Genomic DNA, 25,109 nt, shown 5'->3' with positions numbered 1-25,109 from the left:
AGACGCCCGCCGCGCCTAGCCTTGTCGCATGACCGGTCGGCACCGCAGACACCGGCGGCCGGCGGCGTTCGCGCTCGCCGGCGCGCTGATGAGCGCGGTGGCTCTCGGGGCCTGCGCCACCGACTCCGCCGACTCCTTCGCCGAGGACTACACCGCCTATCTGCGCGGCCGGTCCGACGTGACCTCGTTTCGCGTGCACCCCGACAATGCGGTCCTGAGCCGCGGTTCGGTGGACACCCTCGTCTCACTGCGCGCCGGGCTGCCGGACGAGGACGTCGCGCGCGCGGCGCGTGAGCTCGCCGCCCACCGCGGCGGCGCCGTCATCGACGAGCACCGCATCCGCGTCGAGTTCTCGGCACGCGACTCCTCCGGCGGACCCGTCGCGGCCGAGATCTACCTGGTACCCGGTTCCGACAACCCGCGCCTCGGCGATCCGGCGAGGTATCTGGACTGGGTCCGGCGGACCCGGCAGTTCACCGCGTCGAACCCCGGGGTCACTGCGGTGCGCGCCTGGCGCACGGCGATCGCCGCCGAGTCGTCGCGGGACGCGTACCCGCTGGCGGAGAGCCTCGACCGGTTCATCGCCGACGATTCCGGGGGCATTCGCGAACTCTCGGTGACCGGTTCGGACTGCGTGTTGCAGTGGGACGCCGGAGACGCGCCGGCCGATCTCGGGCGGTACCGGGACCTGCTCGCACTGCTGCCGGCCGGCACCTCCCCCGTGCACTGCCGGGCCACCTCGCAGCGGCCCGAACCCGCGGCGGCGGTCTATCTCACGGTGTCCCGGACCACGCCGGACACGGTCGTGGAATCGATACGGGCGCGAGCCGCCGAGATCGGTCTGCCCGCGCAGATCGCGGTCGCCGCATGAGGCGACGACGATGTCGGACGGCCGCGCGCTCCGGCTTCCGGCTCACTCGGCGTTCTGTGCCACCCCGTATCGAGTCTGGAACTCGCGATAGCGCTCCATCGCGTCCACCGCGAGGTCGCCGTCGCGCGCCTGCACGGCCATCACCGGGATGTGCTCGTCGCCGGGGAACAGCAACCGCGCACAGAACCCCTTCTCCGGGTACTCCAGGCCGAGCACCTGATCCCACGGGAAGACCCGCTCGGAGACGAGGTTGAGGACTCCGACGCCCTCGGGTCCGAGCCGCAGTCGCGCGCGGGTCAGGAAGAGGATCGCGCCGCTGATCACGACGCCGACGCCGATCAACGCCACCTTGTCCGACCATCCGACGTTGACGCCCGTGTATGAGATGTCCAGGAGCAGCCCGAAGGTCAGGTGGATGATCATCACCACCGCGACCGCCACCCACGCGGCGATCCGCATCCACCGTGGCCGGTAGACGTACTCCCACGTGTCGTCGGTCGCGGCGTCGGTCATTCCAGTCCCCGGAGGATGAGCGCGGAGGCCAGGGCCGCGGTCATCGCCTGCGCACCTTTGTCCTCGGCCGAATCCGGCAGGCCCGCGCGATTGAGGGCCTGCGCCTCGTTCAAAGTGGTCAGGACACCGTTGCCCACCGGTGTCGACTCGTCGAGCGAGACACGCGTGAGGCCTGCGGTGACCGCATCGCAGACGTACTCGAAGTGCGGGGTCTCGCCCTTGATGACGACGCCGAGCGCGACGACCGCGTCGTGGGTGCGCGCGAGCGCCTGAACGATCACCGGCAGCTCGATGGCACCGGCGACCTGCACCACCGTCGGCTCGGTGACTCCGTTGGCCGCCGCGGCGCGCACGGCGCCTTCCAGCAGCGCGGTGCAGATCGTCTCATGCCACTGCGAGGCGACGATCGCGACCTTCAGTCCGCTCGCGTCCGCGAGATCGAGGGTGGGTTCACCGACGCCGCTCATGCACCTTCTCCAGTTCCCTCTGCCGCCTCGGGCAGGATGTCGTCCAGACCGTCGAGCACATGGCCCATGCGGTCGCGCTTGGTACGCAGGTAGCGCAGGTTCTCGGCGTTCGCGCGCACCGGCATCGGCACGCGGTCCACGATCTCCAGCCCGTACCCGTCGAGGCCGACGCGCTTGGCCGGGTTGTTGGTCAGCAGGCGCATCGATCGCACGCCCAGGTCTACCAGAATCTGCGCGCCGAGACCGTAGTCGCGGGCGTCGGCGGGCAGACCGAGTTCCAGATTCGCATCGACGGTGTCGGCACCGCTGTCCTGCAGCTGGTACGCCTGCAGCTTGTGCATCAGACCGATGCCGCGGCCCTCGTGCCCGCGCATGTACAGCACCACGCCGCGGCCCTCGCGGCCCACCATCTCCATGGCCGCCTGCAGCTGCGGCCCGCAGTCGCACCGCAGTGAGCCGAAGACGTCGCCGGTGAGGCACTCGGAGTGCACGCGCACCAGGACGTCCTCGCCGTTCTCGGCGATGTCGCCCATCACCAGCGCGATGTGCTCGGCGTCGTCGTAGGGGCTCTGGTACCCGACGGCGCGGAAGGTCCCGTACTCGGTGGGAATGCGCGCGTCGGCGACCTTCTCGACGTGCTTCTCGTGATGCCTGCGCCACGAGATCAGGTCGGCGATCGAGATCAGGGCCAGTTCGTGCTCATCGGCGAAGACCCGGAGCTCGTCGGTGCGGGCCATATGTCCCGGATCCTTCTGGCTGACGATCTCGCAGATCACGCCCGCGGGCGCCAGACCCGCGGCGGTGGCCAGATCGACGGCCGCCTCGGTGTGGCCCGGGCGGCGGAGCACGCCGCCCTCTTTGGCGCGCAACGGCACCACGTGCCCGGGACGGGTGAAGTCGTGGGCGTCCGACGTCGGGTCGGCCAGCTTGCGCATGGTGGTCGCCCGATCGGCCGCGCTGATGCCGGTCCCGATGCCTTCGCGGGCGTCGACGGTGACGGTGTACGCGGTGCCGTGCTTGTCCTGGTTCACCGAGTACATCGGCGGCAGCCCGAGCCGGTCGCAGTCGTCGCCCGCCAGGGGCACGCACAGGTAGCCCGACGTATAGCGCACCATGAACGCCACCAGCTCCGGAGTCGCCTTCTCGGCGGCGAAGATGAGGTCGCCCTCGTTCTCGCGGTCCTCGTCGTCCACGACCACGACGGCCTTGCCCGCGGCGATGTCGGCGATGGCGCGCTCCACGCTGTCGAGGACCACGCGTCCCGTCTCACCGCCGACTGTCGACCCGCTGCCCTCGGCGCTCTCGCGCACCCCGCCGGTCCCGATCTCACTCATTCGGCTCACTGCCTTCCACACCACTGGTCGCGAGCCGGCCGGCGCCGGTCAGACGCTCGACGTACTTCGCGATGACATCGACTTCCAAGTTCACGCGCACCCCGGCTCGGGCGCCGGAGAGGTTCGTCTCGCTCAGAGTCGTCGGAATCAACGACACCTCGAACCAGTCCCCGTATTCCCGGTCGACGCCGACGGACGAGACCGTCAACGAGATGCCGTCGACGGTGATCGACCCCTTCTCGACGATGTAGCGTGCGAGCTGCTCGGGAATGCCGATCCGTACCACGGTCCAGTTCTCGCTCGGCGACACCGAGACGATGACGCCGACCCCGTCGACGTGTCCCTGAACGATGTGCCCGCCGAAACGGCCGCCCGCGGCCATCGCGCGTTCGAGGTTGACGCGCGCGCCCGGACCCAGGCGGTCGAGTGAACTGCGCCGCAGCGTCTCGGCCATAACGTCGACGGTGAACTCGTCGTCGGTCAGCTCGGTGACTGTGAGACAGACGCCGTTGACGGCGATCGAATCTCCGAATGAGGCATCGCTGGTGACCAGCGGCCCACGAATACGAAAACGCGCGGCCTCAGTGAGGTCGTCGCGAGCGGTGATTTCGCCGCGTTCCTCCACGATTCCCGTGAACACCGTCTCTCCTTTGCCAGGTGTGCTCGGGAGAGACAGATCGCGGCACGGCGCCGCACTGCCATTCTCTCGTATCCGGACTCTGACCGTCGGCCCCGGAATCGCACCGGAGTCTGCTCGTCCCCTCGCTGTCGCGAGGGCGCTCGCGGGCTCATCCCTTGGAGGGCATCACCGCCGGTGGGGAATTTCACCCCGCCCCGAGAACTCAATATTGAAATTAGCACGCAGCCGGGCCCAGCCGCGTACCCGCTCTCCCGTACACCGGGTCCGGGCACGTCAGAGGGCCTCGCACCGTTAAGCGCGCAGTGCGCGAAACGCCGGCCTGTGCTCAGTCGCGGCGCTCGAGGGTGACCAGCAGGTCGTCGCCGAGTCCGCGCGTGCCGGTCCGGATGAATCGGTGCGCATCCGCGAGTGTTCCGACCGTGCCGTCGTCCACCGCTGCGCGGCCCGCTCCCAGCACCGTGGGTGCCAGGTAGCAGTGCAGTTCGTCGACGAGACCTGCTGCGAGGAACGCTCCGATGATGGCCGGGCCCCCCTCCACCAGGACGTGCAGTGCGTCCGGCAGCGCGGCCACCACCTCGTGCGGGTCACGGCTCGCGACGTGCAGCAGCGGGGACGGTCCACTGCGCACCCGTGCCGTCGGGGGCACGTCGCGCAGCCCGAGGACGACGCGGGTGGGCTGGTGGCTGTACAGCGTCCCGTCCGGCCGCCGGGCGGTGAGCGCCGGATCGTCGGCGATCACCGTTCCGGTCCCGACCACGATGGCGTCGATCCGCGCGCGCTGCGCATGCGCATGCTCGCGTGCGGCGGCGCCGGTGATCCACTGGCTGGTGCCGTCGGGTGCCGCGACGCGGCCGTCGAGAGTCGCCGCGATCTTCGCCGTGACGAACGGACGCCCCCGCTCACGCTGGAAGAGCCACTGCCGCAGCGGACCTCGGCGAGCCTCGTGCTCGAGCACCGACTCATGGACGTCGACGCCCGCGGCCCGTAGCGTGGCGGCGCCGCCGGCCGCCGCCGGATTGGGATCGCCTACGGCGAAGTGCACCGCCGAGACGCCGGCGGCGAGCAGCGCCTGCGAGCACGGGCCGGTGCGACCGGTGTGATCGCAGGGTTCGAGGGTCACGACGGCCGTGCCGCCCCGCGCCCGGTCCCCCGCCTCGCGCAGGGCCATCACTTCGGCGTGCGGCCCGCCCGGCGGCTGGGTCCGGCCCACTCCCACCACCTCGCCGAGCTCGTCGAGGATCACCGCGCCGACGGGCGGATTCGGTGAGCTGAGTCCCTGCGAGTCCGCGGACTCGGCGATCGCACGCCGCATCGCGGCGGCGACGGTGGCCGCACCGACCACCGCGCTACCGGCCGTCGCGGACGAGGGTGGCTTTGCGGCGCAACTGCGCCACGCGGGCGGCGGGATCGTCGCCGCCGTACACGGCCGACCCCGCGACGAAGCAGTCCACCCCGGCCTCGGCGGCCTGCTCGATGGTGGAATCGCTGATCCCGCCGTCGATCTCGATCAGCAGGCGCAGGTCGCCGCTGTCGACCCGGCTCCGGATGGTGCGGACTTTGTCGAGCACCTCGGGCATGAACTTCTGCCCACCGAAGCCCGGCTCCACGCTCATCACCAACAGCGTGTCGAAGTCCCGCAGGATCTCCAGGTACGGCTCCAGCGGCGTGCCGGGCTTGATGGCCAGGCCGGCCTTGCCTCCGGCCGCGCGGATGTCGCGGGCCACGGCCGACGGATCGTCGGCGGCCTCGGCGTGGAAGGTCACGTTGTAGGCGCCGGCCTCCGCGTACGGCGGCGCCCAGCGGCCCGGGTCCTCGATCATCAGGTGGCAGTCGAGCGGAATGTCGGTGGCCTTGAGCAGGCTCTCGACCACCGGCAGGCCGAGCGTCAGATTCGGCACGAAATGGTTGTCCATCACGTCGACGTGAACCCAGTCGACGCCGGGATCGACGTCGGACGGGCCGACCGCCGCGATCTCCGCGGCGAGATTGGCGAAGTCGGCGGACAGGATGGACGGGGCGATCATCGGTGCCGGGCGGCCGGGGTTGCACATGGCGCTGATTCTACGAGAACGCGGCCGGCGCTCTCGCGGCAGCGCGTCAGTCCTTCCGCAGTGCGGCCAGGAACATGGCGTCGGTGTCGTGGCGGTGCGGCCAGAGCTGAACGTACGGCCCGTCTCCCAGCGACTCCGGATCGAAGACATCGCCCGCGACCAGCGGGCGAGCGTCGAGGCGGCTCACCCCGGCCACCTCCGTGAGCACCGTGTCGACCACCTCGACGGTCTCGGCCGGATGCGGCGAGCACGTCGAGTACACGACCACACCGCCCGGCTTCACCAGATGCAGGGCTTCGGCGAGCAACTCCCTCTGCAGGGTCACCAGCTCCGGGAGGTCTTCGGGCCTCCGACGCCAGCGGGCCTCCGGGCGCCGTCGCAGCGACCCCAGTCCCGAACAGGGAGCGTCCACCAGAATCCGGTCGAAGCCCGGCTCCAGTCCTGATGACCGGCCGTCGGCGACGTGCACGGTCACCGGCAGCGAGTCGACCACCTTCTCGATCAGCTCGGCACGATGCGCGGAGATCTCGACGGCGTCCAGATGAGCGCCCGACACCTCGGCGAGCGACCCCAGCAGCGCGGCCTTGCCGCCCGGACCGGCGCAGAGGTCGAGCCACCGGCCGCCGTCGTCGCCGACGTCGGCACGTGCCAGCGCGACCGCGACCAGTTGGCTCCCCTCGTCCTGGACTCCGGCGAAGCCCTCCCGCACCGCGTCGAGCTCGCCCGGATCTCCGCCCTCGGGCAGGTACACGCAGTACGGCGAATAGCGTCCCTCGTCGCCGCCGCTGATCAACGCGAGTTCCTCGGCGGTGATCTGTCCCGGCCGTGCGACGAGATGCACGATCGGCCGCTCGTCGTCGGCGGCGAGCGCCGCCTGCAGCTCACCCGTCGACCCGCCGAGCGCCCGGTGGAATATCTCGCCGATCCACCGCGGATGCGCATACGTGAACGACAGGTTGCCGATGCGATCGTCCATCATCGACGGCGCGAGTTCGTCGATCCAGAGCTGCTCGTCGCGCTGACTCACCTTGCGCAGGACCGCGTTGACGAATCCGGACGGTCCCATCCCGTTCTCGCTGCGCGCGATGTCGACGGAGGTCGACACCGCCGCGTGCGACCCGATCCGCGTACGCAACAGCTGATAGGTCCCCAGCCGCAGTACGTCGAGCAGGCTTCCGTCGATCTCGTCGACGGGGCGGCCCGCCGCGGCGGCGATCACGGCGTCGAGCAGGCCGAGAGACCGAGCCGAACCATAGGTCAGCTCCGTGGCCAGCGCGGCGTCCCGGCCGGTGATCCTCCGCTCGCGAAGCAGTCTGGGCAGCAGTAGATTCGCGTACGCGTCGCGTTCGCGCACCGCCCGCAGCACATCGCGCGCCACGATGCGTGCCGGGTCGAGATCCTTCTCGCGATACTTGCGCTCCGGGCGCCGATCGCCGCTCCGATGCTCCGCAGGGCTCATCCGAAGTGCTCCGTTCCGTCGAGCCGGCTGCCACGTGCCCAGTCGGCGGCGTTCATCGATTTCTTTCCCGGCGCCTGCACCGTCGTCAGCCGCACCGCACCGGACGCCGTGCCGACGAAGACCGCCTTCTTGGTGACCGCGAGCGCTCCGCACTCCAGAGCTCCCGGGACATCGGCGTCGCCGTCGACCGGGATCACCGGGCCGAGTTTGATACGTGCGTCGCCGAGCATCGTCCACGCGCCCGGTGCCGGGGTGTGGGCGCGCACCGTGCGCCCGATGATGTGCGACGGCAGGTCCCAGCGCACGCGCGCATCGTCGGTCGTGATCTTCCCGGCGTGCGAGACGCCTTCGGCGTCCTGGGGCACCGGAGCCAGTTCGCCCGCCGCGATCCCGTCCACGACGGCGCGGAGCAGGCCCGAGCCCGACACCGAGAGCCGCTCGAGGAGATCGCCCGCGGTGTCGGTGTCGCGGATCCGCTCGGTGAGCGTGCCGTAGACGGGTCCGGTGTCGAGTCCGGCTTCGAGAGCGAAGACGCTCGCCCCGGTGAACTCGTCGCCCGCGGCGATGGCCGCCTGCACCGGAGCGGCTCCCCGCCACGCGGGCAGTACCGAGAAGTGCAGGTTCACCCAGCCGCGAGGCAGCATGTCCAGGACGCTCTGCGGGATCAGTCCGCCGTATGCGACGACGACCCCGAGGTCGGCGTTCCACCGGACCAGCGCCTGGGACACCTCCGGATCGGACATCCGGCGGGGCGTCAGGACCTCGATCCCGTAGCTGTCGGCGAGCGTCCCGACCTCCGACCGGATCATCCGGCGTCCGCGGCCGGCCGTGGTGTCCGGTCTGGTGATGACGCCGACCACCTCGTGGTCGGGCGAATCGAGCAGTTCCTGCAGGGTCGGCACCGCCACCTCGGGCGTGCCGGCGAACACCAGCCTCATGTCAACCAATCGTAGGGGGATCGACTTGGACCCTGATGCCCGCGGTGTCGTCGTGCCGGGCGTTCCGGAGCGCCTGGGCGTTACGCAGTGCCTCGGCCAGTGACCGCCCGGCGCTGCGCGGTGTGCGCAACAGCATGCGATCCACCGGCCCCGACTCGTCCAGGCCGGCGGGACGGCGCACCCCCGCGGGCAGCGGCACCGGCCCCAGCGTCTCGGCCTCCGGCGGCATGGTGAGCAGGTCGAGGAACGCCGACACGGCCGCGGGCGGTCCGTCCACCGACGCCATCGTCACCGCGGGCGGGAACTTCAACTCCAGCCGTTGCCGCAGCTCGGCGGTGGCGAATCCCACCGGATCCCACCGGATGAGCGCCTGTACCGGCGACGCGGCCGCGTCGGCAACCACCACCACGCGGCCGCCCTCGGCACGGGGCCGCACCAGCGTCGCCACCGCCATCCAGGCGCGGACCGCCTCCTCGGCGGCACGCAGATCCTCCCGGGCCAGCTGCGCCCAGGTGTCGAGCAGCACCGCGGCCCCGTAGCCGCCCGGCGCGCGCGGCGCCGCGCCCGGCGTGGCGATCACCACCCGCGGCCCGGCCGGCACCTCGTCGACGATCTTGTCGCCGGAGGAGGTGACGATCGGGACGCCGCGGAAGGCGCGTCCGAGTTCTTCGGCGGTGCGCCGATCCCCGATCATCAACGCGCGCACCGCGGTGCCCGCGCACACCGGACAGACGAAGCGGTTCTCCGGTCGTCCGCACCACCGGCAGGCGAGGTCGCCGCGTTCGCTCATCTGCAGCGGACCGTTGCAGGCTCGGCACCGGGCGTGCGCGCGGCACCGGGCGCACGCCACCGACGGCAGGTAACCGCGCCGAGGCACGCTGAACAGCACCGCCTGGTCGGCGGCGAGGGCTCGCCGGGCCGCGTCGAAGGCGATCGCCGGTATCCGCGCGGTCCGCGCCATCGGATCGCCCGCCACGCGGCGATCCTCGTCGGAGAGTCCGTCGACGCGCGGCATCGCCTCCCGGACCGCGGCCCGCGGGGCGACGACGTCGAACGCCCAGCCCGACTCCACCAATGCCTGCGCGTCGGTGGTGCGGGAGTGTCCGCCGATCAGCAGCGCCGCCCCGCTGCCGTGGGCGCGGAGAACGGCCACCTCGCGCGGGTGCGGATAGGGCGACCGCGGCTCGTCGAGACTGTCGTCCCCGTCGTCGAAGACCACCACCAGGCCGAGATCGACGACGGGTGCGAAGACGGCGCTGCGCGTGCCGATCACCACCCGTGCCCGTCCGCGCAGCGCCGACAGCCAGCGCCGGTACCTCGCGGTGGGACCGAGGCCCGCGGCGAGAGTCACGCAGGCGTCGCCGAGCAGCGGTTCGCACGCCGCTTCGAGACGATCGAGATCCCGCTGGTCGGGCACCACGATCACCACCCCGCGCCCGGATGCCGCGACCGACGCCGCGAGTTCGGCCAGCCGGGCGGCCACGTCCTCGCCGGGCAGCGCCTGCCAGCAGGCGTGCGGATGCCCTCCGGCGACCGCCTGTTCGATGAACGACCGCCCCGAGTCGTAGACGTCCCAGCCGGCTGCGGCCGGCTCGGCGATCGGCCGCGCCACGTCGTGACTGGCCGCCTCCTTCTCCACCCGTGCGTGCCGCGGCGGGATCGCCAGCCGCAGGACGTCGGCCATCGTGCCCGCGTACCGGTCGGCGACCGCACGGCACAGCGCGGCCAGTTCGGGGGTGAGGACGGGTTCGGGCGAGACGACGCGATCGAGCCACGACAGCGCGCCCTCGTGTTCGCTGCGGTCGAGCCGTTCCAAGAGGTAGCCGTCCACCAACCGGCCGGCGAAACGCACACGGACGCGGACGCCCGGCTGGGCGTCCGCGTCCGTCTTGGCGTCCACGAGGTAATCGAAGGGCCGGTCCAGGTGAGCCAGCCCGAGCATCGGCAGCACACGGGCCACCGGTCGCTGCGGTGCGGCGACCCGCTGATTGCGCGGAGGCTTCGCGGCCACGCGCTCGGTCTCGGCTGTCACACGTCGAGATTAGCGATCGCCTGAGACCGCGCCGCGGCGGACCGCTCCCCGACCTGCAGCCTCGCGCACTCTTACAGGCCTGCGGCCTCGCGGAGTGCGGCGACGCGGTCGGTGCGCTCCCACGGCAGATCCACATCGGTCCGGCCGAAGTGTCCGTACGCGGCGGTCGGTGCGTAGATCGGCCGCAGCAGGTCCAGATCGCGGATGATGGCCCCGGGACGAAGGTCGAAGACCTGCGAGATCGCCTTCTGAATGGTGCCGGGGTCCACCTTCTCGGTGTCGAAGGTCTCGACGAACAGACCGACGGGCGCGGCCTTGCCGATGGCGTAGGCCACCTGGACCTCGATGCGGCTGGCCAGGCCCGCCGCAACGGCGTTCTTCGCCACCCAGCGCATCGCGTAGGCGGCGCTGCGGTCGACCTTCGACGGGTCCTTGCCCGAGAACGCACCGCCGCCGTGACGCGCCATGCCGCCGTAGGTGTCGACGATGATCTTGCGGCCGGTGAGACCGGCGTCGCCCATCGGTCCGCCGAGCACGAAGCTGCCGGTGGGGTTCACCAGCAGACGCGGGTCGGAGGTGTCGAGCTTCACCGGGAGGTCGCGTTCGGCGAAGACCGGCTCGAGGACGTGCTTGCGGATGTCGGGGGCGAGCATGCCCTCGATGTCGATGTCGGCGGCGTGCTGCGTGGAGACCACCACGGTGTCGAGACGGACCGGGGTGTCGCCCGCGTACTCGATGGTGACCTGAGTCTTGCCGTCGGGACGCAGGTACGGCAGGACGCCGTCCTTGCGGACCTGGGTCAGCCGGCGCGAGAGCCGGTGGGCCAGCGCGATCGGCAGCGGCATCAGCTCGGGCGTCTCGTCGGTGGCGTAACCGAACATCAGGCCCTGGTCGCCTGCACCCTGCTGGTCGATGTCGTCGTCGTGGGTGCCGGTGCGCTTCTCGTGCGAGTGGGTCAGGCCCTGGGCGATCTCCGGCGACTGCGCGCCGATCGCGATGTTGACGCCGCACGACGTGCCGTCGAAGCCCTTGGTGGACGAGTCGTAGCCGATCTCGAGGATCTTCTCGCGCACGATGGTCGGGATGTCGACGTAGGCGGTGGTGCTGACCTCGCCCGCGACATGCACCTGACCGGTGGTGACCAGGGTCTCCACGGCCACCTTGGCCTTCGGATCCTTCGCGAGCATCGCGTCCAGGATCGAGTCGCTGATCGCGTCACAGATCTTGTCCGGATGACCCTCGGTGACGGATTCGCTCGTGAATAGACGGGACGCTGAGGCGCTCATCGGTTCCTCTCGGGGTTGTGTGTCAGTTCGTTGCCGTCTCGTTCGCCGGTGCCGGCGCGCGAGGGCACCTGTCCATCTGGCACGAGAGCGGCCACTTCGTCAAGGATTCTGCTCGCCATCAAAGTTTTTGAGCCGAATGGCAGTCCGGTCTCGCGGCCGTCCGCGGTCAGCAGCCAGCCGGTGTTGTCCTCGGTGCCGAACGCCTTGCCGCCGCCGACGGCGTTGACGACCAGCAGGTCGCAGCCCTTTCTGCGGAGCTTGGCGCGGCCGTGGTCGAGGACTCCGCCGTCGGCGTCACCGGTCTCTGCGGCGAATCCGACGATCACGGTACTCCGGGGAATCCGGCCCTGCGCACGGTCGGCGACCAGGCCGGCGAGAATATCGGGGTTGGTGTCCAAGTGGATGGGAGAGGGTCCGTCGTCGCCCTTCTTGATCTTGGCGCCGGCCACCGCCGTGGGCCGGAAGTCGGCGACGGCGGCCGCCATGATCACCACGTCGGCATCCGCGGCCCGCGTGGTCATCTCCGACTGCATCTCGCGTGCGGAGTCCACGTGAACGATCTCGACCGATGCCGGCTCACCCGGATCCGAGGTGGCGCCGGAGACCAGCGTCACCCGGGCTCCGCGCTGCGAGGCCGCCCGGGCCAGGGCGTACCCCTGTTTGCCGGAACTGTGGTTGCCCAGGTATCGCACCGGGTCGAGAGCCTCGCGGGTGCCGCCGGCGCTGATCACCATGCGCACACCCGACAGGTCGTAGGGCAGAGCGTCGGCGCGGGTCAGCAGGAGATCCCCCAGCGCCGCGATCTCGGCGGGCTCGGGCATGCGCCCGGCACCGCTGTCGGTGCCGGTGAGACGCCCCACGGCCGGAGTCATGACCGTCACGCCGCGACTCCGGAGGGTCGCGACATTGGCGACGGTAGCCGGATGCTCCCACATCTCGGTGTGCATCGCCGGAACGAACAGCACCGGACAGCTCACCGTGAGCAGCGATGCGGTCAGCAGGTCGTCGGCGCGACCCGCGACCGCGCGGGCCATCAGGTCCGCCGTCGCCGGCGCGACGATCACCAGGTCGGCGCGGCGTCCCAGCGCCACATGCGCCACCTCGTCGACGTCGTCGAAGACCTCGGTGCTGACCGGGTTGCCCGACAGCGCCTCGAAGGTGGCGGCCCCGACGAAGTTGAGGGCGGCCCTGGTCGGCATCACTCGGACGTCGTGCCCCGCCTCGGTGTAGTGCCGGATGACCGAACACACCTTGTATGCGGCGATACCGCCGCCCACACCGATCAGGATGTGCGCTTTGGACACCTGTGGGGCCTACTCGCCCTCGGTGTGCTCGAGCAGGTCCGAGTGGATCTCACGCATCGCGATCGAGAGCGGCTTCTCCTGGACGCCCGGCTCCACGAGGGGGCCGACGTACTCGAGGATGCCCTCGGCGAGCTGGTTGTAGTAGTCGTTGATCTGCCGGGCGCGCTTGGCCGCGTAGATCACCAGGGCGTACTTCGACGAGGTGCGCTCGAGCAGTTCGTCGATCGGCGGATTGGTGATACCCAGCGGGGCGTCGTAGACGGGCTCGTCCACAACCACGGTTGATTCGGTCTCGGTCTGAGTGCTCACTCAATTCTCCTGCGAAGTCTCTGCTTGGGCCTGCTCCTCTAACGGCGGCCCAACCAGCAAGTTTACCAATTGTTCGGCGGCCGCGTCGACATCGTCGTTCACCACGACGTGTTGGAACTCCTCGCGGGCGGCCATCTCCGACCGCGCCGTATCCAGTCGACGGTCGATCACCTCCTGGGATTCAGTGCCGCGGCCGGTCAGCCGCTCCACCAGAGTCTCCCAGCTCGGCGGCGCCAGGAACACCGTCGTCGCCTCCGGCATCGCCGTCACCACGTTGCGGCATCCCACCAGGTCGACCTCCAGCAGCACGGGCGAGCCGGATTCGAGGGCCTCGCGCACCGGAGCCGCGGGTGTTCCCGAACGTTGCAGTCCTCCGTGGATGTCGGCCCATTCGAGGAGTTCGCCGTTCTCGATCATCGAGTCGAACTTCTCTCGGCTCACGAAGTGGTAGTCGTGACCGTCCACCTCACCCGGCCGCGGATCGCGGGTCGTCGCCGACACGCTGAACCACAGATCGGGAACGAGCTCGCGCAGCCGTGCGACGACGGTCGACTTTCCGACAGCCGAGGGGCCGACCAGTACAACCAGTCGGCCCCTCCGTCGGGTGTGCTCCCGGGTCACGCTCAGGAGCTGAACTTCTCGAGAAGCGCCTTGCGCTGGCGGTCACCGAGACCGCGGACACGGCGAGTCGGAGCGATCTCCAGCTCGGTCATGATCTCCTGCGCCTTCACCTTGCCCACCTTCGGCAGGGCCTCGAGAAGGGCCGAGACCTTCATCTTGCCGAGGATCTCGTCGTTCTCTGCGTCGGCCAGCACCTGCTGCAGGTTGGTGCCGCCGCTCTTCAGGCGGTTCTTGAGCTCCGCGCGCACCCGGCGAGCGGCAGCCGCCTTCTCGAGCGCTGCAGCGCGCTGCTCATCGGTCAACTGGGGAAGAGCCACGGTTCCTCCGTCTTTCGTGTCTACAGTTCGGTTTGTCCACGCGACGCTATACGAACATCTCGTGTTTTTCCGCTTCGGGGCCGTGCGGCCCCTACGAGCGAATCGGATCCAGCCTAACGCTCGACGCCTTGTCCCATGCAATCGGAGTCCCATGCAATCGGACCAGCACAAACGGTACCCGCTCCGCCGCCGTTTCCGGTGAAGCGCACCGGGCGCGCCCGCACTCGGTGTCGCAGGAGAGCGCCGATCACCTCGGAACCACATCGATCGTCCGGGAACAACACGGCGTGCGACGGCGGATGCGGCACAAGGTACCGTGCCCTCCATGCTCAGTGACCTTCGAACCCTTGCTCGTGTCCTGACCGACGACCTCGCCCCGTCCAGCGCCAGCGAGTCGGTGGTGCTCTCGGAGCGCCCGCACGCGAGGCTCGTCCGCTACGGTTCCGCCGACCGGCTCCGGGCGGCGCGGGAGTCCGGGCAGGTCCCGGTGCTGCTGGTCCCGCCGCTGGCGGTGCCCGCCCATTGCTACGACCTGGCACCCGGCGCCCAGCCGGGCAACTCGGTGGTCGAGTTCCTGCTCGGCACCGGTACCGTTCCGTACGTCATCGACTTCGGCGACGTGGGCTACGCCGACCGCCGGCTCGGTTTCGAGGACTACTTCGGCACCTTCATCCCCCGCGCGATCGGCGAGGTGATCGACGATTTCCGGGCCGGGCCGGACGCGGTCGACCTCATGGGCTGGAGCCTCGGCGGCACCCTGTCGCTTATGACCGCGGCCGCACAGCGCGACCTGCCGATCCGGTCGGTCATCACCGTCGGCACACCGCTCAACTACCAGAAGATCGAGCCCTATCCCCTGCTCCGGAGGTTGCTCGGACCCACGCAGGGCAAGCCGGTCACCTATCTGCTCCGCGCGCTGGGCGGCATCCCGTCGATCGCCGTACAACTCGCCTACCGAGCGAGCTCGTGGGATCGCGAACTGCGCAAGCCTCAGTACATCCTGGCGAACCTCCGAGACACCGACGCGCTGGTCCGCATGCAGGTGATCGACCGCTTCCAGAACTCGCTGCCCGGCTACCCGGGAAAGGTCAGCGAGCAGATGCTGGTGAATCTCATCCTGCGCGATGAGATCGCACGCGGCGAACTGCACTTCGGATCGGTCACCGTCGATCTCACGTCCATCACGGCGCCGGTCTTCATGGCCGGCTCGCACCGTGACGCGATCGTCAGCCACGCGGCGGCCGAGCACGGACTGAGCCTGTTCACCGACTCCGTCCACGCCGAGTTCCACACCGTCGAGACCAGCCACCTCGGACTGCTGACCGGGGCCATCGCCGAACAGGAGACCTGGCCCGCGATCGCCGCTTTCCGCGAGGAGATCGGCCGCTACTGAACGGCCCCGAGGCTCCGCGCCATCCGCGAAACCCGCAGACCCCGCACAGCCGCGATGTTCGACGACGGAACCCCCGTCCGGGACGGGGGTTCCGTAGTCGAGTGTCGCGTCAGTGGTGAGCGGCTACCGCAGCGCCGCCTCGACCTCGTCTCGGGTCGCGGACGCCGCAGTCGCGAGGGCCGCCGGATCGGGTCCCGCGCGCAGGATGCTGCGGCTGGCCGCCGGCAGCAGCCACGACGGATCCGAACCGTCGAAGATCCGGGCCAGATCGGCCGCGGTGGCGCCCTGAGCGCCCAATCCCGGCGACAGCACGGGACCGGCCAGGCGGCTCAGATCCAATCCGTGTTCGCGTGTCGCGCCGACCACCACGCCGACCGTTCCGGAGCCATCGGCGTTCACCTCCGCGGCGGCGTCGACGATCGACTGTCCGACGGTCCGACCGCCGGCGTCGGCCGTCTGCACCGAGCCGCCCTCGGGATTGGAGGTGCGGGCGAGGGCGAAGACGCCGCGCGCGGTGGTCCGCGCCTTGTGAACAGCCGGTTCGAGCGATCCGAAACCCAGGTACGGCGAGAGGGTCACCGCATCGGAGCACAGGGGCGACGCGTCGTCGAGCCATGCCGCGGTGTACGCCGCCATGGTGGAGCCGATGTCGCCGCGCTTGGCGTCAGCGAGGACCACCGCCCCCGCCTCTCGGCAGCCGGCGATCACATCCTCCAGGACCGCGAAGCCCGCGGCGCCGAAGACCTCGAAGAAGGCGACCTGCGGTTTGATGACGGCGGCGGTGGGACCGAGGCCCTCGACGCAGGCGTCGGCGAAGGCGCGCAGCCCGTCGACGGTCACCGGCAGACCCCACTGCTCGAGCAGCGCCCCGTGCGGGTCGATTCCCGCGCACAGCCGTCCGCGCTCGGCGACGACCGCCCGGTATCGCGCCGCGAAACCGGACGATCGTGCCGTCGCCTCTATCACTTGACAGCTTCCATCACTTGCCCGCCTGCATCTCCGCGTGGCGGCGCTGCAGTGATCGCACGCTCATCGTGGCGTTCAGCGTCGCCTCAATGCCGAGCACCGCGGCGCCCGCACCCTGCACGGTGGTGATGAACGGCACCGTCGCGGCGATCGCGGCGGCACGGATCTCGTACCCGTCGACGCGCGGTCCGGCGGTGCCGAACGGCGTGTTGATGATGAGGTCCACCTTGCGCTCTCTGATGGCGTCGATGACGGTCCGCTCACCCTCCTTGGCCTCGAAGTACTTGCGCACGGTCTCCACCTGGATACCGTTGCGGCGCAGCACGTCCGCGGTACCGCCGGTGGCGAGAACGGTGAAGCCCAGGTCGGCGAGGCGCTTCATCGGGGAGATGATCGAGGCCTTGTCGCGATCGGCCACCGACACGAAGACCGTGCCCGAGCGAGGGAGCGCTCCCCCGGCCGCCTCCTGCGACTTGGCGAAGGCGCGGCCGAAATCGTCGTCGAGTCCCATGACCTCACCGGTCGACTTCATCTCGGGACTCAGCAGCGAGTCGACGCCGGTCCCGTCCTCCCGCCGGAAGCGGTTGAACGGCAGCACGGCCTCCTTGACCGCCACCGGGGCGTTCGCCGGGGTGACCGAACCGTCGCCCTCCGCGGGCAGGATGCCCTGGGTGCGCAGTTCGGCGATCGACATGCCCAGCATGACTCGCGCGCACGCCTTCGCCAGCGGCACCGCGGTGGCCTTCGAGACGAAGGGCACCGTGCGGCTCGCCCGCGGGTTGGCCTCGAGCACGTACAGCACGTCGCCGGCGAGCGCGTACTGAACGTTCATCAGGCCGCGCACGCCCAGACCCCTGGCCAGCGCCGCGGTCGAGGTCCGCACCCGCTCCACCACATCGGCGCCGAGCGTGATCGGGGGCAGCGCGCACGCCGAGTCGCCGGAGTGGATGCCCGCCTCCTCGATGTGCTCCATGATGCCGCCGATGTAGACCTCGTCGCCGTCGCACAGCGCGTCGACGTCGATCTCGACGGCGCCCTCCAGGAACCGGTCGACCAGCACCGGGCGGTCGTCGGAGATCTCGGTGGCGTTCGCGATGTAGTCGGCCAGCCCCTGCTCGTCGTAGACGATCTGCATGCCGCGGCCGCCGAGCACGTACGACGGGCGGACCAGCACCGGGTAGCCGATTCCGGCCGCGATGTCCTTGGCGCCCTCGAAGGTGGTGGCGGTCCCGAACTGCGGTGCGGGCAGGCCCGCCTCGACGAGTACCTTGCCGAACTCGCCGCGGTCCTCCGCCAGATCGATCGCGGCCGGGCTGGTGCCGACGATCGGCACGCCCGCGGCCTCGAGCCGTGCGGCGAGCCCCAGCGGAGTCTGCCCGCCGAGTTGGACGATGACGCCCGCGACGGTGCCCGACTGCGATTCGGCGTGGTACACCTCCAGGACGTCCTCGAAGGTCAGCGGCTCGAAGTACAGGCGGTCGGCGGTGTCGTAGTCGGTGGAGACCGTCTCCGGGTTGCAGTTCACCATGACCGTCTCGTAGCCGGCCTCCGACAGCGTGAGCGCGGCGTGGACGCAGGAGTAGTCGAACTCGATGCCCTGGCCGATTCGGTTGGGTCCCGAGCCCAGGATCAGCACCTTGGGCCGCTCGGTCTGCGCGGCGATCTCGGTGGTCGCCGCCGGATCGAGTTCGTAGGAGCTGTAGTGGTACGGGGTCTTCGCTTCGAACTCGGCGGCGCAGGTGTCGACCGTCTTGTAGACCGGGCGCACGCCCATGCCCGTCCGCAGTTCGCGGATCGCGTCCTCGTCGGTACCGCGGAGGACTGCGATCTGGCGGTCCGAGAGTCCGTTGCTCTTGGCGACCCGCAGGGTGAACTCGTCGAGGCTCTCGGCGTCGCGGACCTCGTGACCGATCTGTCGGATGCCGTCGATCTCGGCCAGGAACCACGGGTCGATCGAGGTCGCCTCGTAGATCCGGTCGATGCCGACGCCCGCCTCCAGCAGCAGCATGATCTTGTACATGCGGCCGTCCCTGCCGACCGACACCTCCGACAGCAGCGCCTCGGTGTCGATGGTCGCCGGGTCGGGCCGGTCGGCCTCGGTCCAGAAGCCCGCCGCCTTGGTCTCCAGTGATCGCATCACCTTGCCAAAAGCCTCGGCGAAACTGCGGCCCAGGCTCATCGCCTCGCCCACCGACTTCATCGTGGTGGTGAGTGTGTCGTCGGCGCCCGGGAACTTCTCGAACGCGAAACGCGGAGCCTTGACGACCACGTAGTCGAGCGCCGGCTCGAAGCACGCGGGCGTGACCCGGGTGATGTCGTTCATGATCTCGTCGAGCGAATAGCCGATGGCCAGCTTGGCCGCCATCTTGGCGATCGGGTAACCGGTCGCCTTCGACGCCAGCGCCGACGAGCGCGACACTCGCGGGTTCATCTCGATGACCACCAGGCGGCCGTCGCGCGGGTTCTGGGCGAACTGGATGTTGCAACCGCCGGTGTCGACGCCCACCTTGCGGAGGATGGCGATCGACTGATCGCGCATGATCTGGTACTCGCGGTCGGTCAGCGTCATCGCGGGTGCGACGGTGATCGAGTCGCCGGTGTGCACACCGACCGGATCGACGTTCTCGATCGAGCAGATCACGACGACGTTGTCCTTGTTGTCGCGCATCAGCTCGAGCTCGTACTCCTTCCAGCCGAGGATGGACTCCTCGATCAGGACATTCGCCGTGGGCGAGGCCGCCAGGCCGCCGCCGGCGATCCGGTCCAGATCGGCTTCGTCGTAGGCCATGCCGGAGCCGAGTCCGCCCATGGTGAACGACGGCCGCACCACCACCGGGTAGCCGAGCTCCTCGACGGTCGCGTGCACCTCCTCCATGGTGTGGCAGACCCGCGAGCGGGCGCTCTCGCCACCGATCTCGGTGACGATGTCCTTGAACATCTGGCGGTCCTCGCCGCGCTGGATGGCGTCGAAGTCGGCGCCGATCAGCTCGATGTCGTGCTTGGCGAGAATGCCCTTCTCATGCAGGCCGACCGCCGCGTTGAGCGCGGTCTGACCGCCCAGGGTCGCGAGCACGGCGTCGATCGGGTGGCCGCCGGCGGCCTCGGTCTCGATGACCTTCTCGATGTACTCCGGAGTGATCGGCTCCACGTACGTGGCGTCGGCGAACTCGGGATCGGTCATGATCGTGGCCGGATTGGAGTTGACCAGCGACACGCGCAGGCCCTCGGCCTTGAGCACCCGGCAGGCCTGGGTGCCCGAGTAGTCGAACTCGCAGGCCTGGCCGATGACGATCGGGCCGGACCCGATCACCAGAACGTGGGAGATGTCTGTACGGCGAGGCATTACGCGCGGGTTCCTTTCATGGCGGAGTTCTCCATCACGTTGACGAACTTGTCGAAGAGGTTGGCGGCGTCGTGCGGTCCGGACGCGGCCTCCGGGTGGTACTGCACGGAGAACGCCTGGCCGGACAGCAGCTCCACACCCTCCACGACGCCGTCGTTGGCGCAGACGTGGGAGACGCGGGCACGGCCGAGGTCGGTGTCGAACTCCTCGCCCGCTTCGCCCTCGAGGGCGAAGCCGTGGTTCTGCGAAGTGATGGCGACCCGGCCGGTGGTGGTGTCGAGGACCGGGATGTTGATGCCCCGGTGACCGAACTTGAGTTTGTAGGTACTGCGGCCGAAGGCCCGTCCCAGGATCTGGTTGCCGAAGCAGATGCCGAACGTCGGCAGTCCCGCGTCGATCACCTCGCTGGTCAGCGCGACGGCCGCGTCGGCGGTCGCCGGGTCGCCCGGCCCGTTCGACAGGAAGAAACCGTCCGGGTTCAGAGCGCGGATGTCGGCGTAGGTGGCGTCTGACGGGAGCACGTGCACCTCCACTCCGCGGGCGGCCAGCATGCGCGGGGTGTTGGCCTTGATGCCCATGTCGAGCGCGGCGACGGTGAACTTCGCCTCCCCGCCGGCCGCCTCGACGATGTACGGCTCGGACGTGCTGACCTGCGCCGCGAGATCGGCACCGGCCATCGACGGCTGGGCGCGGACCGCGTCGAGCATCTCCTCGGTGCTGCCGATCGCATCGCCGGAGAAGATCCCGGCGCGCATCGATCCGCTGTCCCGGAGCACGCGCACCAGTGCGCGGGTGTCGATGCCCGCGATGCCGACCACTCCCTGACCGATCAGCTCGTCTTCGAGCGACGAGCCGGCTCGCCAGTTGGAGACGCGTCGCGTGGGGTTGCGGACCGCGTATCCGGCAACCCAGATCTTCCCCGGATCCTGGTGGTCGATGAAGTCCGCCGACCACCGGACCGACGAACGCTTGCCGAGCAGGCTCTCACTGTCCTCGGTGTTCCAGCCGGTGTTACCGATCTGCGGCGCCGTCGCGACGACGATCTGCCGGTGGTAACTCGGGTCGGTCAACGTCTCCTGGTATCCGGTCATCGCGGTGCAGAAGACCGCTTCGCCCAGAGTGCGTCCCGTGGCGCCGAACGCCTGACCGGTGAAAACCTGGCCGTTCTCCAGCACCATCACCGCTTTGTTCATCACTTGTCTCTCTTCTTCGTCTTCTTGGTGCCAGATTCATGTTCGTCCGTGAGTTCGAGCTCGCGGAAAGCCTTCTCGGTGATCTCCTCGTAGGCCGCCACCCACTCCGGATAGACCGACTTGTCGTCGGCGCGCAGCCCGGAGTCCACCTGGATCCCCGTCGGCAGCGCCCAGCGGATCACCAGCACACCGTCGCGGCTCATCGCCTTGCCCGCGAGCCCGCGTTCGGTGCGGACCGCCACGATCGACTCCTCGGGGATCCAGATCTGCGAGGCGCCCGAGCGCTCGATGAGCAATCCGGCCGGGAACGCCGACAGCTGAGCGTTGGCGCGGTCTCCGAAGTCGCCGACCGCGATGCGGTTCTGCCAGCTCGGCGCCATCGTGCTGCCGAGGTACAGGCCGGTGTGCGGGCCGCGGATGAGCTCTCCCGGGTCGGCGGGCGCCACCGGCAGTTCTCCGACGCTCTCCGCCTGCCTGCGGCCCCGGTTGCGCCAGCCGCGCACCACCATCGCCACCAGCGTCAGCCACACCGCGAGGGCGACGACGGTGACCACCACGTAGTACAGGACCTCGTTCACCGCCACTCACCCGCCGTCTCGCCGAACGCCGGGTCAAAGACCGTGTCGTCGAGCGCCGCGGGTCCCCGCGCCGCCGTGACCCGACCGCGCAGGACCGTCGCCTGCACGACGCCCGGCAGCCGCATCGACTCGTAGGGGGTGTTGCCGGACTTGCTGGCCAGTGTCTGGCCGCGGACCTCCCACGAACCGTCCGGATCGATGATCGTCAGATTCGCCGGCTCACCGACGGCGATCGGCCGCCCCTGGTCGTCGAGGCCGACGATCTGCGCCGGCCGTTCGCTCATCACTCGCGCGACGCCGCGCCAGTCGAGCAGTCCGGGCCGGACCATCGTCTCCACCACGATCGACAGCGCCGTCTCCAGACCCAGCATCCCCGGTCGCGCCTGCGAGAACTCGCAGCACTTCTCCTGCGCCGCATGCGGTGCGTGGTCGGTGGCGACGCAGTCGATGATCCCGTCGGCGAGTGCCGCCCGCAACGCCGTCTTGTCGGTCTCCTCGCGCAGCGGCGGGTTGACGCGGTTGACGCCGTCGTAGGTCTCCAGCCGCGAGTCGTCCAGCAGCAGGTGGTGCGGAGTGACCTCCGCGGTGATCTCGATCCCCTGGCCGCGGGCCCAGCGGATCAGCTCGACCGTGCCCGCCGTGGACGCGTGCGCGATGTGCACCCGGGCCCCGGCATCGCGCGCCAGCAGCGCGTCGCGCGCGACGATCGACTCCTCGGCGGCACGCGGCCAGCCGGTCAGACCCAGCCGCGCGGCGGTCGGACCGTCGTGCGCGACGGCTCCCACAGTCAGCCGCGGATCCTCGGAGTGCTGCGAGATCAACACTCCGAGCCCCTTCGAGTACTCGAGCGCCCTCTTCATGATGACCGGATCGTGCACGCACTTCCCGTCGTCGCTGAACAGCTTCACCGCAGCGTCGCCGTCGGCCATCATGCCCATCTCGGCGAGTTGCTCGCCGGCGAGTCCGACGGTGACCGCACCCACCGGGTGCACGTCCACCAGACCGATCTCCCGGCCGAGGCGCCACACGTGATCGGTGATCGAGGCGTTGTCGGTCACCGGGTCCGTGTTCGCCATCGCGAAGACCGCCGTGTAGCCGCCGCGCGCCGCCGCTCGCGAGCCCGATTCGACGGTCTCGGTGTCCTCGCGGCCGGGCTGGCGCAGATGCGTGTGCAGATCGACGAAGCCGGGAAGCAGTACGCCGCCTCCGCCGTCGATCGTGTCCGCCCCCTCGGGAGCCGGCAGGCCGGCGCCGATCGCGGTGATCTCGCCGTCGACGACGGCGACATCCACCGGGTCGCCGTCACCGTAGGGCCGGACGTTGGTGATCAGGACCGAACCGGTGACGGACACTACTTCACTCCTCGGGAATCGTCGGGGGCGCTGCTGTCGGGTGTTCTGCTGTCGGGTCCGCCGATGGACTCCTCGGCTCCCGCGATGAGGCGGAACAGCACCGCCATGCGGACGTGGACGCCGTTGCGGACCTGTTCGAGGACGGTGGCCTGCGGGGTGTCGGCGACGTTGAAGCCGATCTCCATGCCGCGCAGCATCGGGCCTGGATGCAGCACCACGGCGTCGTCGCGCAGCATCGCCATGCGGGTGTCCGAGAGCCCGTAGCGCACCGCGTACTCGCGCGCGCTCGGGAAGAATCCGCCGTTCATGCGTTCGGCCTGGACCCGGAGCATCATCACCGCGTCCGCGGCCGGAAGCTCGGCGTCCAGATCTGTGGCGACCCGGACCGGCCACGTCTCGACGCCCGTCGGCAGCAGGGTCGGCGGTGCCACGAGGACCACCTCGGCACCGAGGGTCGCGAGCAGCCGGGCGTTCGACCGCGCCACGCGCGAGTGCAGGATGTCGCCGACGATCGCCACGCGGCGACCTTCGAAACCGCCCAGACGCTGGCGAATCGTGTAGGCGTCGAGGAGCGCCTGCGTGGGGTGTTCATGCGTGCCATCGCCGGCGTTGATGACCGACGGGCCGGTGGTCGGCAGGCCGGTGACATCGCTGCCGTCGTTGGTCCACCGCGCCACCTGGGCGGCCGCGCCGGATGCCGGGTGCCGCACCACCAGGGCGTCCGCGCCGAGGGCGCGCAGCGTCTTGGCGGTGTCGCGCAGCGACTCGCCCTTGTTGACCGACGAACTCGATGCGCTGACGTTGATCGCATCGGCGCTCATCCACTTGGCGGCGACCTCGAACGAGACGCGGGTGCGCGTCGAGTTCTCGTAGAAGACGGTCATCACCGTCCGGCCGCGGAGGGTGGGGAGTTTGCGGACCTCACGGCCGGCGAGCGCCTGCTCGAACCGCTGGGCCTCGTCGAGGATGTCGAGCGCGTCGCCGCGGGACAGGTCGGCGGCGGAGAGCAGGTGCTTCATCGGAGCACCACCTCGTCGATCCCGTCGTGCTCCACCAGGTGGACTTCGACGTCCTCGTCCCGGGAGGTCGGGACGTTCTTGCCGACGTAGTCGGCGCGCAGGGGCAACTCCCGGTGGCCGCGATCGACCAGCACCGCGAGTTGCACCGCGGACGGACGGCCGAGATCGCGCAGCGCGTCGAGCGCGGCGCGCACGGTGCGGCCGGAGAAGAGGACGTCGTCGACGAGGATCACCAGCGCGCCGTCGACGCCGCCCTCGGGGACGAGCGTCCGTTCGAGCGGGCGATGGGGCTTGTCGCGAAGGTCGTCGCGGTAGAGCGTGATGTCGAGGTAGCCGGTCGGCACCCGGACGCCGGAGAACTCGGCGATCCGCTCGGCCAGCCGCACTGCCAGCGAGGTGCCCCGCGTGGGGATACCGATGAGCAGGACCCGACGGGCGTCGGGAGCGTCCAGAGCGGTCTTCTCGATCACTTGATGTGCCATGCGTGCCACCGTGCGCCCGACGTCAGAAGCGTCGAGTAACACACGCTGAGGGCGCGCACGATCGACCGGCGGAGCCAAGTCGACCTCCTTCTCCGCCTCACTGGACGGGTCGTTAAAGGAAATTCTCTTGTCGAGCCAGAACTTGCTCTCGAGCAGCCAGTCTACTCCGCCGAGGCCGCCGCCCTGACCTGAGGGGCCAGTTCGGCGACCTTGCCGAGGACGCCGTTGACGAACGACGGGGAATCGTCCGTCGAGAGCTCCTTGGCGAGCTCGACGGCCTCGTCGAGCACGACGTCGATGTCGACGTCGGTCGCGTACAGCAGCTCCCAGACGGCCAGCCGCAGAATGGCGCGGTCGACCGCCGGGAGCCGGTGCAGCTTCCAGTTCTCCAGATGCGACTCGATCACGGCGTCCACCTGGGAGGCGTCCGTGGTGACACCCTCGACGACGCGCACGGTGTACTCGTACATCGTTCCGACGCTGTCGTCGGTGGGGTAGATCTCGCGCCGCTCAGCGATCAGCTGGGTGGCCTTCACGCCCTTGGCTTCCGCCTCGAACAGAAGGTCCACCGCGCGCTTGCGCGCCTTGTGGCGGGTACCGGGTTTCTTCACGTGAGTCGCAGTGCCTGTCTTGCTCGGGGA

The 25,109-nt window shown here is 70.0% G+C and carries 24 protein-coding genes and 1 riboswitch; of the genes, 2 read left to right on the top strand and 22 right to left on the bottom strand.

Translation table 11 applies throughout. The annotated features are described in order from the left end of the window. Window positions 1–28: 28 nt before the first annotated feature. The gene (locus tag P5P27_RS08950) at window positions 29–871 is read left to right on the top strand and encodes a hypothetical protein (RefSeq protein ID WP_278127284.1); all 843 of its coding nucleotides are present in this window, start codon (window positions 29–31) and stop codon (window positions 869–871) included. Window positions 872–913: 42 nt separating this feature from the next. Here the strand turns inward: P5P27_RS08950 and P5P27_RS08945 are convergent, their stop codons facing one another. The 14 genes from P5P27_RS08945 to mihF all read right to left on the bottom strand — a co-directional run bounded on the left by P5P27_RS08945 (window position 914) and on the right by mihF (window position 14,142). Further along, window positions 914–1,384 carry a PH domain-containing protein gene (locus P5P27_RS08945; RefSeq protein WP_006894825.1) on the bottom strand — a complete coding sequence of 157 codons (471 nt, stop codon included), beginning with the start codon at window positions 1,382–1,384 and terminating at the stop codon, window positions 914–916. Beyond that, window positions 1,381–1,851, bottom strand: a complete 471-nt coding sequence (ribH, locus tag P5P27_RS08940; RefSeq protein ID WP_278127283.1) for a 6,7-dimethyl-8-ribityllumazine synthase — start codon at window positions 1,849–1,851, stop codon at window positions 1,381–1,383. Before ribH ends, P5P27_RS08945 begins: the two co-directional genes overlap by 4 nt. Then, window positions 1,848–3,185, bottom strand: coding sequence for a bifunctional 3,4-dihydroxy-2-butanone-4-phosphate synthase/GTP cyclohydrolase II (locus tag P5P27_RS08935; protein ID WP_006894823.1), 1,338 nt, complete (start codon window positions 3,183–3,185; stop codon window positions 1,848–1,850). Before P5P27_RS08935 ends, ribH begins: the two co-directional genes overlap by 4 nt. Then, window positions 3,178–3,825 (bottom strand): riboflavin synthase, encoded by a 648-nt coding sequence (locus P5P27_RS08930; RefSeq protein WP_278127282.1) that lies wholly within the window; start codon window positions 3,823–3,825, stop codon window positions 3,178–3,180. The genes P5P27_RS08935 and P5P27_RS08930 overlap by 8 nt, the downstream gene beginning before the upstream one ends. Before the next feature lie 56 nt (window positions 3,826–3,881). Then, window positions 3,882–4,031: riboswitch (FMN riboswitch) on the bottom strand. Window positions 4,032–4,150: 119 nt separating this feature from the next. Next, window positions 4,151–5,137, bottom strand: a complete 987-nt coding sequence (gene ribD / locus P5P27_RS08925) for a bifunctional diaminohydroxyphosphoribosylaminopyrimidine deaminase/5-amino-6-(5-phosphoribosylamino)uracil reductase RibD (protein ID WP_278127426.1) — start codon at window positions 5,135–5,137, stop codon at window positions 4,151–4,153. Between the two features lie 34 nt (window positions 5,138–5,171). Continuing rightward, complete coding sequence (rpe, locus tag P5P27_RS08920; protein WP_006894820.1) at window positions 5,172–5,876, bottom strand: ribulose-phosphate 3-epimerase; 705 nt, start codon at window positions 5,874–5,876, stop codon at window positions 5,172–5,174. Window positions 5,877–5,922: 46 nt separating this feature from the next. Further along, window positions 5,923–7,335 (bottom strand): RsmB/NOP family class I SAM-dependent RNA methyltransferase, encoded by a 1,413-nt coding sequence (locus P5P27_RS08915; RefSeq protein ID WP_278127281.1) that lies wholly within the window; start codon window positions 7,333–7,335, stop codon window positions 5,923–5,925. Next, the gene (gene fmt / locus P5P27_RS08910) at window positions 7,332–8,273 is read right to left on the bottom strand and encodes a methionyl-tRNA formyltransferase (RefSeq protein WP_278127280.1); all 942 of its coding nucleotides are present in this window, start codon (window positions 8,271–8,273) and stop codon (window positions 7,332–7,334) included. Before fmt ends, P5P27_RS08915 begins: the two co-directional genes overlap by 4 nt. A 1-nt stretch (window position 8,274) precedes the next feature. Beyond that, a complete protein-coding gene (locus P5P27_RS08905; RefSeq protein WP_411815861.1) occupies window positions 8,275–10,305 on the bottom strand; it encodes a primosomal protein N' in 2,031 nt (676 codons plus the stop codon). A gap of 71 nt (window positions 10,306–10,376) precedes the next feature. Beyond that, the gene (metK, locus tag P5P27_RS08900) at window positions 10,377–11,591 is read right to left on the bottom strand and encodes a methionine adenosyltransferase (protein ID WP_278127279.1); all 1,215 of its coding nucleotides are present in this window, start codon (window positions 11,589–11,591) and stop codon (window positions 10,377–10,379) included. Further along, window positions 11,588–12,895, bottom strand: a complete 1,308-nt coding sequence (coaBC, locus tag P5P27_RS08895; RefSeq protein ID WP_006894815.1) for a bifunctional phosphopantothenoylcysteine decarboxylase/phosphopantothenate--cysteine ligase CoaBC — start codon at window positions 12,893–12,895, stop codon at window positions 11,588–11,590. Before coaBC ends, metK begins: the two co-directional genes overlap by 4 nt. A 9-nt stretch (window positions 12,896–12,904) precedes the next feature. After that, a complete protein-coding gene (gene rpoZ / locus P5P27_RS08890) occupies window positions 12,905–13,204 on the bottom strand; it encodes a DNA-directed RNA polymerase subunit omega (RefSeq protein ID WP_006894814.1) in 300 nt (99 codons plus the stop codon). Continuing rightward, window positions 13,205–13,825 (bottom strand): guanylate kinase, encoded by a 621-nt coding sequence (gene gmk, locus P5P27_RS08885; RefSeq protein ID WP_278127278.1) that lies wholly within the window; start codon window positions 13,823–13,825, stop codon window positions 13,205–13,207. It lies immediately after the preceding gene. 2 nt (window positions 13,826–13,827) lie between these two features. Next, window positions 13,828–14,142: an integration host factor, actinobacterial type gene (gene mihF / locus P5P27_RS08880; RefSeq protein ID WP_006894812.1), complete on the bottom strand. Its 315-nt coding sequence runs from the start codon at window positions 14,140–14,142 to the stop codon at window positions 13,828–13,830. A 325-nt stretch (window positions 14,143–14,467) separates the two neighbouring features. Between mihF and P5P27_RS08875 the strand changes: the two genes are divergently transcribed. Then, window positions 14,468–15,535: an alpha/beta hydrolase gene (locus P5P27_RS08875; RefSeq protein ID WP_278127277.1), complete on the top strand. Its 1,068-nt coding sequence runs from the start codon at window positions 14,468–14,470 to the stop codon at window positions 15,533–15,535. Window positions 15,536–15,658: 123 nt separating this feature from the next. Here P5P27_RS08875 and pyrF read toward each other — a convergent pair whose 3' ends face one another. From pyrF to nusB, 8 genes are all read right to left on the bottom strand, one after another. Further along, a complete protein-coding gene (pyrF, locus tag P5P27_RS08870) occupies window positions 15,659–16,501 on the bottom strand; it encodes an orotidine-5'-phosphate decarboxylase (RefSeq protein ID WP_278127276.1) in 843 nt (280 codons plus the stop codon). Window positions 16,502–16,514: 13 nt separating this feature from the next. Further along, complete coding sequence (carB, locus tag P5P27_RS08865; RefSeq protein ID WP_006894809.1) at window positions 16,515–19,844, bottom strand: carbamoyl-phosphate synthase large subunit; 3,330 nt, start codon at window positions 19,842–19,844, stop codon at window positions 16,515–16,517. Further along, complete coding sequence (carA, locus tag P5P27_RS08860) at window positions 19,844–21,037, bottom strand: glutamine-hydrolyzing carbamoyl-phosphate synthase small subunit (protein ID WP_006894808.1); 1,194 nt, start codon at window positions 21,035–21,037, stop codon at window positions 19,844–19,846. Before carA ends, carB begins: the two co-directional genes overlap by 1 nt. Next, the gene (locus P5P27_RS08855) at window positions 21,037–21,615 is read right to left on the bottom strand and encodes a PH-like domain-containing protein (protein ID WP_039866783.1); all 579 of its coding nucleotides are present in this window, start codon (window positions 21,613–21,615) and stop codon (window positions 21,037–21,039) included. Before P5P27_RS08855 ends, carA begins: the two co-directional genes overlap by 1 nt. Beyond that, the gene (locus P5P27_RS08850) at window positions 21,612–22,967 is read right to left on the bottom strand and encodes a dihydroorotase (RefSeq protein WP_278127275.1); all 1,356 of its coding nucleotides are present in this window, start codon (window positions 22,965–22,967) and stop codon (window positions 21,612–21,614) included. The genes P5P27_RS08855 and P5P27_RS08850 overlap by 4 nt, the downstream gene beginning before the upstream one ends. After that, a complete protein-coding gene (locus P5P27_RS08845) occupies window positions 22,967–23,986 on the bottom strand; it encodes an aspartate carbamoyltransferase catalytic subunit (RefSeq protein WP_278127274.1) in 1,020 nt (339 codons plus the stop codon). Before P5P27_RS08845 ends, P5P27_RS08850 begins: the two co-directional genes overlap by 1 nt. Beyond that, the gene (gene pyrR, locus P5P27_RS08840; protein ID WP_045539089.1) at window positions 23,983–24,468 is read right to left on the bottom strand and encodes a bifunctional pyr operon transcriptional regulator/uracil phosphoribosyltransferase PyrR; all 486 of its coding nucleotides are present in this window, start codon (window positions 24,466–24,468) and stop codon (window positions 23,983–23,985) included. The genes P5P27_RS08845 and pyrR overlap by 4 nt, the downstream gene beginning before the upstream one ends. A gap of 161 nt (window positions 24,469–24,629) precedes the next feature. Beyond that, window positions 24,630–25,079 (bottom strand): transcription antitermination factor NusB, encoded by a 450-nt coding sequence (nusB, locus tag P5P27_RS08835; protein WP_006894803.1) that lies wholly within the window; start codon window positions 25,077–25,079, stop codon window positions 24,630–24,632. Window positions 25,080–25,109: the final 30 nt, after the last annotated feature.

Source organism: Gordonia sihwensis (assembly GCF_029632925.1).
Classification (GTDB): Bacteria; Actinomycetota; Actinomycetes; order Mycobacteriales; family Mycobacteriaceae; genus Gordonia; species Gordonia sihwensis.
This window is presented reverse-complemented; position numbering and strand designations above follow the sequence as displayed.

Excerpts from the sequence above, each read along its gene's own strand:
- P5P27_RS08950 (WP_278127284.1), top strand. The coding sequence starts at position 29 with ATGACCGGTCGGCACCGCAGACACCGGCGGCCGGCGGCGTTCGCGCTC.
- P5P27_RS08945 (WP_006894825.1), bottom strand. The coding sequence starts at position 1,384 with ATGACCGACGCCGCGACCGACGACACGTGGGAGTACGTCTACCGGCCA.
- ribH (WP_278127283.1), bottom strand. The coding sequence starts at position 1,851 with ATGAGCGGCGTCGGTGAACCCACCCTCGATCTCGCGGACGCGAGCGGA.
- P5P27_RS08935 (WP_006894823.1), bottom strand. The coding sequence starts at position 3,185 with ATGAGTGAGATCGGGACCGGCGGGGTGCGCGAGAGCGCCGAGGGCAGC.
- ribD (WP_278127426.1), bottom strand. The coding sequence starts at position 5,137 with ATGCGGCGTGCGATCGCCGAGTCCGCGGACTCGCAGGGACTCAGCTCA.
- rpe (WP_006894820.1), bottom strand. The coding sequence starts at position 5,876 with ATGTGCAACCCCGGCCGCCCGGCACCGATGATCGCCCCGTCCATCCTG.
- P5P27_RS08915 (WP_278127281.1), bottom strand. The coding sequence starts at position 7,335 with ATGAGCCCTGCGGAGCATCGGAGCGGCGATCGGCGCCCGGAGCGCAAG.
- fmt (WP_278127280.1), bottom strand. The coding sequence starts at position 8,273 with ATGAGGCTGGTGTTCGCCGGCACGCCCGAGGTGGCGGTGCCGACCCTG.
- metK (WP_278127279.1), bottom strand. The coding sequence starts at position 11,591 with ATGAGCGCCTCAGCGTCCCGTCTATTCACGAGCGAATCCGTCACCGAG.
- P5P27_RS08875 (WP_278127277.1), top strand. The coding sequence starts at position 14,468 with ATGCTCAGTGACCTTCGAACCCTTGCTCGTGTCCTGACCGACGACCTC.
- carB (WP_006894809.1), bottom strand. The coding sequence starts at position 19,844 with ATGCCTCGCCGTACAGACATCTCCCACGTTCTGGTGATCGGGTCCGGC.
- carA (WP_006894808.1), bottom strand. The coding sequence starts at position 21,037 with ATGAACAAAGCGGTGATGGTGCTGGAGAACGGCCAGGTTTTCACCGGT.
- P5P27_RS08845 (WP_278127274.1), bottom strand. The coding sequence starts at position 23,986 with ATGAAGCACCTGCTCTCCGCCGCCGACCTGTCCCGCGGCGACGCGCTC.
- pyrR (WP_045539089.1), bottom strand. The coding sequence starts at position 24,468 with ATGGCACATCAAGTGATCGAGAAGACCGCTCTGGACGCTCCCGACGCC.